Source organism: Brevundimonas sp. UBA2503 (assembly GCF_002341485.1).
GTDB lineage: Bacteria > Pseudomonadota > Alphaproteobacteria > Caulobacterales > Caulobacteraceae > Brevundimonas > Brevundimonas halotolerans.
The window spans coordinates 227,796-233,835 of the sequence record NZ_DDOD01000011.1 but is presented as its reverse complement, the minus strand read 5'-3'; the positions used below and the strand labels follow the sequence as shown (position 1 = coordinate 233,835).

6 protein-coding genes and 2 tRNA genes are annotated in these 6,040 nt (G+C 66.8%); 2 read left to right on the top strand and 6 right to left on the bottom strand.

Annotated elements, in window-relative coordinates:
• Positions 1-92 precede the first annotated feature (92 nt).
• From tuf to B4K74_RS06610, 3 genes are all read right to left on the bottom strand, one after another.
• On the bottom strand, positions 93-1,283 hold the full coding sequence (gene tuf / locus B4K74_RS06620) for an elongation factor Tu (protein WP_286692267.1): 1,191 nt from the start codon (positions 1,281-1,283) through the stop codon (positions 93-95).
• A gap of 53 nt (positions 1,284-1,336) precedes the next feature.
• Positions 1,337-1,410, bottom strand: a tRNA-Gly gene (locus tag B4K74_RS06615).
• Between the two features lie 86 nt (positions 1,411-1,496).
• A tRNA-Tyr gene (locus tag B4K74_RS06610) sits at positions 1,497-1,580 on the bottom strand.
• 147 nt (positions 1,581-1,727) lie between these two features.
• Between B4K74_RS06610 and rlmB the strand changes: the two genes are divergently transcribed.
• Positions 1,728-2,618 carry a 23S rRNA (guanosine(2251)-2'-O)-methyltransferase RlmB gene (gene rlmB / locus B4K74_RS06605; protein ID WP_123286111.1) on the top strand — a complete coding sequence of 297 codons (891 nt, stop codon included), beginning with the start codon at positions 1,728-1,730 and terminating at the stop codon, positions 2,616-2,618.
• A gap of 3 nt (positions 2,619-2,621) precedes the next feature.
• On the opposite strand, the gene B4K74_RS06600 is transcribed toward rlmB, so the two are convergent.
• The gene (locus tag B4K74_RS06600) at positions 2,622-2,969 is read right to left on the bottom strand and encodes a DUF86 domain-containing protein (protein WP_123286112.1); all 348 of its coding nucleotides are present in this window, start codon (positions 2,967-2,969) and stop codon (positions 2,622-2,624) included.
• Positions 2,959-3,243, bottom strand: a complete 285-nt coding sequence (locus B4K74_RS06595) for a nucleotidyltransferase family protein (protein WP_123286113.1) — start codon at positions 3,241-3,243, stop codon at positions 2,959-2,961. The genes B4K74_RS06600 and B4K74_RS06595 overlap by 11 nt, the downstream gene beginning before the upstream one ends.
• Before the next feature lie 89 nt (positions 3,244-3,332).
• On the opposite strand from B4K74_RS06595, the gene B4K74_RS06590 reads away from it, so the two are divergent.
• Positions 3,333-4,187: a TerC family protein gene (locus tag B4K74_RS06590; protein ID WP_286692266.1), complete on the top strand. Its 855-nt coding sequence runs from the start codon at positions 3,333-3,335 to the stop codon at positions 4,185-4,187.
• On the opposite strand, the gene B4K74_RS06585 is transcribed toward B4K74_RS06590, so the two are convergent.
• Positions 4,184-5,749: an ABC-F family ATP-binding cassette domain-containing protein gene (locus tag B4K74_RS06585; RefSeq protein WP_414631898.1), complete on the bottom strand. Its 1,566-nt coding sequence runs from the start codon at positions 5,747-5,749 to the stop codon at positions 4,184-4,186. The genes B4K74_RS06590 and B4K74_RS06585 overlap by 4 nt on opposite strands.
• Between the last annotated feature and the right edge of the window lie 291 nt (positions 5,750-6,040).

Sequence of the window (6,040 nt, the reverse complement as noted above, 5' to 3'; positions counted from 1 at the left end):
CAAACAAAAACCCCCGCCGGATTGCTCCGGCGGGGGTAGGATTTCTGACGCTCAAGCAGCGAGGCTCCGCGAGCCGAGCGTTAGCGTCCCTCTTACTCCGTGATCTTGCTCACGACGCCGGCGCCGACCGTGCGGCCGCCTTCGCGGATGGCGAAGCGCAGGCCCTGGTCCATGGCGATCGGGGTGATCAGCTCGACGTTCAGCTCAGCGTTGTCGCCGGGCATGATCATCTCCACACCTTCCTTCAGGTGCACGATGCCGGTCACGTCCGTCGTACGGAAGTAGAACTGCGGGCGGTAGTTGGTGAAGAACGGCGTGTGACGGCCCCCCTCTTCCTTGGTCAGGATGTAGGCCTCGGCCACGAACTTGGTGTGCGGGGTGATGGAGCCCGGCTTGCACAGCACCTGGCCGCGCTCGACGTCTTCACGCTTGGTGCCGCGCAGCAGCACGCCGACGTTGTCGCCCGCCTGGCCCTGGTCCAGCAGCTTGCGGAACATTTCCACGCCCGTGCAGGTCGTCTTCTGGACCGGACGGATGCCGACGATCTCGACTTCCTCACCGACCTTGACGATGCCCTTTTCGACGCGGCCCGTGACCACGGTGCCGCGGCCCGAGATCGAGAACACGTCTTCCACCGGCATCAGGAACGGCAGGTCAACCGGACGCTCCGGCTGCGGGATGTATTCGTCGACCGTGCGCATCAGCTCGAGGATGGCTTCCTCGCCGATCTTGGGGTCACGGCCTTCGACCGCGGCCAGGGCCGAGCCCTTGGTGATCGGAATGTCGTCGCCCGGGAACTGGTACGAGCTCAGCAGCTCGCGCACTTCCATCTCGACCAGCTCCAGCAGTTCCTCGTCGTCGACCATGTCGACCTTGTTCAGGAACACCACCAGCGCCGGCACGCCGACCTGACGCGACAGCAGGATGTGCTCGCGGGTCTGCGGCATCGGGCCGTCCGCGGCCGAGCACACCAGGATGGCGCCGTCCATCTGCGCCGCGCCCGTGATCATGTTCTTCACATAGTCGGCGTGGCCGGGGCAGTCGACGTGCGCATAGTGACGGTTGGCCGTCTCATATTCCACGTGCGCCGTGTTGATCGTGATGCCGCGGGCCTTCTCTTCCGGCGCCGCATCGATGTCCGCATAGGCCATCGCCTTGGCTCCACCGGCCTTCGCCAGCGTCATCGTGATCGCCGCCGTCAGCGTCGTCTTGCCATGGTCAACGTGACCAATCGTGCCGATGTTGCAGTGCGGCTTGGTGCGTTCAAACTTTTCCTTGGCCATGGCCAAAACTCCTGATGGCCCGGGTTGAGGGGCGCTAAGTGCTGTCAAAAACCTGGAGCGGGTAGACGGAATCGAACCGACATATTCAGCTTGGAAGGCTGCTGTACTACCATTGTACTATACCCGCGCAGAGAATGCGGTGGCCCCCATAAGCGGTAGGCACCACACCCGGTTCCGGTCTGGACACCGGCCCTTTGCGATCCCGGACGTGCGTGGTGGGGGAAGCAGGACTCGAACCTGCGAAGCTTACGCAGCGGATTTACAGTCCGCCCCCTTTGCCACTCGGGACATTCCCCCAAGCACGTACGTGATCGTCATCAGGCCTCCGACCCGACCCCGAAGGATCAATGTCGAATAAAGACTTCGGGTTCGGGCATCGCCTGCGTTAGAGGGGGTGCCCAACCCGGAAAGCCCTTGGGCTCCCAAATCGGAGCGCGTCTTATAGTGTCGTCGAACCGCGAACGCAACGACCGGAAATCCGGTCGCAAACCACCCCCCCGGAGCCGTGCCGAAGAGCCCGCAAAGCCCGGCCGCAAGGGGGATCGCGCCGCCGCGCCCGACCCGTGGGATGCCAAACCTGCCCGCGAGCCGGGCCGTGACAAGGGCCGTGACCGACTGGATCCTGATTCCCTGATCTGGGGCCGCCACCCCGTTCTGGCGGCGCTCGCCAACCCGGCCCGTCAGGGCATGGGCCGACTGATGGCCACGGCCGATCGCGCCGCCGAGCTGGAGCGTGACAAACTGCTGAACGGCCACGCGGTCGAGGTGGTGGACGGTGACCGGTTGGCGCGCCTGCTGCCGCCCGGCGCTGTGCATCAGGGGCTGGTGTTCAAGGTCAAGCCGCTGGAGGGCGTGGATCTGGACGATCTGGCCCATCCGGCGCGCGGCATACTGGTCATGCTGGACCAGCTGACCGATCCGCAGAACGTCGGTGCCATCTTCCGCTCGGCGCTGGCCTTCGGGGCCCGCGGCATCATCGTTCAGGACCGGCACAGCCCGGCGCTGGCCGGACCGCTGGCCAAGACGGCGGCCGGCGCCACCGAGCGCCTGCCCTGTGCCCGGGTGACCAATCTGTCGCGCGCGCTCCGCACCCTGCAGGAGGCCGGCTGGCACATCGTCGGGCTGGAAGGCGAGGGCGATATGACGCTGGACGAGGCGCTCGACGGGCGCCCCACCGTCCTGGTCATGGGCTCGGAAGGCGACGGCCTGCGTCGTCTGGTGGCGGAAAACTGCGACACCCTTGCCCGCATTCCCATGCCGGGTGGCTTCGAAAGCCTCAATGTGTCGAACGCCGCCGCCGTCGCCCTCTATGAGGCGTCAAGGAAGCAGGGCTGAGGATCAGTCCATCCGCGCCCGCAGCGTGCGCAGGGCCGCCTCGAGGGCGGGAACACTGCGCATGGCGGTCATCCAGATCACCGACCCCCGAAGGTGACTGTAGCCATGGGCAATGCGATGTCGCAGATTGATGACATCCGGCCATGGCACATCGGGCAGCTGGGCCTTTGCGGCGTCAGAGAGCAGCCGCGCGCCTTCCCCGATCCGCATCAGACACAGGCAAACCGCGTCATAAACCAGCGCATCGTCCTCGAAGGCCTCGACCGTTATCCTTTGCAGATGCGCCCTCAGGCGCGTGGCCGCGTCCAGCATCTCATCGAGATGAATGCTGTCCGTCTCTTCAAACGGCAACCGCTTCGCCCTCTGCCTTGCTCCTGATCTTGGAGTGCATGACGTCCGTGGAGCAGAATTCGACCGACCGGCCCAGCCGCTCTCCCAGCAGCCGCTCGACCGTCAGGAACTCCAACCCCAGCGGCCGGGAGGTATCGACCAGCAAATCGACGTCGCTGTCCGGCCCCGCTTCATCCCGCGCATAGCTGCCGAACAGGCGCAGGTTCACGATCCCCTGCTCTGCCAGCCACGGCTTCTGGTCCCTCAGTCTGGCAAGCAGTTCGTCGCGGGTCATGGCGCAATCCTACTCCAGCTGAAATAGGGGCACAAACACGGATCGCTCACCGCTTGCCGGACCGCCCCTGACTGCCTTACAGAGCCGAAATGGAATTTCTCTCGTCTCCCGAACTCGCCAGCCAACTGACCGCGCTTGGCAAGGTGCTGATGATCGACCTGGTGCTGGCCGGCGACAATGCCGTGGCCGTGGGTCTGGCGGCCGCCGCCCTGCCCGCTGAACAGCGAAAGAAGGCCATTCTGATCGGTCTGGCCGCCGCCGTGATCATGCGCATCGGCTTTGCCCTGATCACCGTCCAGCTGCTGGCCATCGTCGGCCTTCTGATGGCCGGCGGTTTCCTGCTGCTGTGGGTGTGCTGGAAGATGTGGCGCGAACTGCAGGAACAGCGGACTCACGACCAGGCCGAGTCCGGCGAGGCCATGGAGATGGCGCTGGCTGCCCACCACGGCGGCGGGGCCACGCCCGAGGAAATGGGCATCAAGCGCAAGACCTTCTGCGCGGCCCTGGTCCAGATCATGATCGCCGACATCACCATGTCGCTCGACAATGTGCTGGCCGTCGCAGGCGCCGCCCACGATCACCCGTGGATCATGGTCTTTGGTCTGGTGCTATCGATCGCCCTGATGGGTGTGGCCGCGACCTTCATCGCCAAGCTGCTGAACAAGCATCGCTGGATCGGCTACGTCGGCCTCTTCATCGTGCTGTATGTCGCCCTCCACATGATCTGGGACGGCTATCGCTCGGTCGTCGTCCGCACCGGCAATCTGGAACAGCACAACGCCTCGGCCCCCGGCTTCCTCGACATCGGCGAAAAGGAAGAGGCCAAGCACCTGCGTGGCGTCCGCACCGAGGACAGTGCGCTGACGACCCCGCCGGTGCCGACCAACCCGGCGGACGCCCCGCCGGTGCAGACGGTGCCAGGCGATCCGTCGTCGGAGAACTAGAGCCGGATCTCGCGCTCGATCCCGACCGCGTCCAGAAAGTCGCGGTCGTGGCTGACGACCACCAGCGCCCCGTCCCACGCGGCCAGCGCGGCCTCGACCGCCTCGATGGCGTCCAGGTCCAGATGGTTGGTCGGCTCGTCCAGCACCAGCAGCTGCGGCGGACGCGTGCCCGTCATCACGCAGGCGAGAGCGGCCCGCAGGCGCTCGCCGCCCGACAGGGTCTCCACCCGTTTGTGCGCCTCGACATTGCGGAACAGGAACCGCGCCAGCGCCGCCTGGGCGTCGTTCAGTGTGCCGTCCGGGTTCAGCCTCTGCCAGGCCTCGATCAGGGTTTCGTCGTCGCGCAGCAAACCGGCGTGTTGGTCCAGCAGGGCCAGCGGCACCGCGCATTCGACCGTGCCCGCTGACGGCATGATCCGCCCTGCGATCAGGTCCAGCAGGGTGGTCTTGCCCGACCCGTTGGGGCCGGTGATCGCCACCCGTTCCGCTCCGGTCAGCCTCAGATCGACGGGACCGACCCGAAGGCCTCGTTCGCCGTCGACCCTGACGCCTTGCAGAGTCAGCACCTGTCGCCCGGCGGCCAGTCCTGTCTCAGGCAGGGGCAGGGTCATCCGCCGCACCCGCTCGACCCGTTCACGCGCCGCAACCAGGGTCTGTTCGGCCTCTGCCGCCTGACGGGCCGCCAGCCGGGCGTCATGGCCGGCGGAATTCTCGGCTGTCTCTGCGCGGAAGTCCCGCAGGATCTTGGGCATATCGCCCTTCATGCCCTTCTTCCGCCCCGCGCGATCCCGCCGGGCCTTGCCTTCGGCCCGGCGCTGGGCATCGGCGGCCGTGCGGGCGACCTCGCTCTCGGCTACGGCCAGATCGTGCTCGGCCGCGACCCGTTCGATCGCCTTGCGCTCGGCATAGAGGTCGTAGTTGCCGCCATAGACCGTGGCCCCCAGCGGCGACAACTCGACGATCCGGTCCATCTGGCGCAACAGGGCGCGGTCGTGACTGACCACCACCGCCCCGCCCGGCCAGCGAGACAGGCGCTCGGCCACAAGTGCGCGGCCGTCGGCATCAAGATGATTGGTGGGTTCATCCAGCAGGATCAGCTCGGCCCCCGCCAGCTCCAGCGCCGCCAGCTCCAGCCGCGTCCGTTCGCCCCCGCTGAGCGTCGCCGCCTCGCGGGCCGGCGCCAATCCGCCCAGCCCCACGGCTGCCAGCGCCGATTCCAGTCGCGCCTCAAGGGTCCAGTCGGCCTCGGCCAGGTCGTCGGCAGTACCGTCCCCCGCCAGAATGCGGGCCAGCCGCGCCTGCGCCGCCTCGACCCCCAGCGCGGCGGCCACGGTCTGGCCCGGCACGGCCCCGGCGTCCTGTCGCAGACGGGCGATGGAGCCATTGCGCACGATATGGCCTTCGGCCGGAGCTTGGTCCCCCGCGATCAGATCAAGCAGGGTCGTCTTGCCGGTGCCATTGCGACCAACGATGCCGGTGCGCTCGCGCCCCAGCGACAGGCTCAGATTTTCGAAGAGGGTTCGGCCGTCAGGCGTCCGGGCGGCGACGCCGCTGAGCGTCACGAATGCGGATGGGGACGGGTTTCGGGCGAGGCTGGAGCGAGACATAGGCGACCACGAGGGCGACGAGGGAAAGGGCGAAACCGATTTCCACAGCGCTGATCATGATCGTCTGGCCTCCGAAACTACTCACGCGAAGACATCAGAATGGGGTCAAAGGCTCCGGGGTGCAAGCCGCATTCGCCGCACGAAGCCGTGAGAAGACCGGCCAGTCCCTCGCAGGTTCCCTAAATGTTCTTGCTGCATCCTGCGATTCAGTGCCCATATAGCGGCGGCACGCCGGACCCGTCCGGC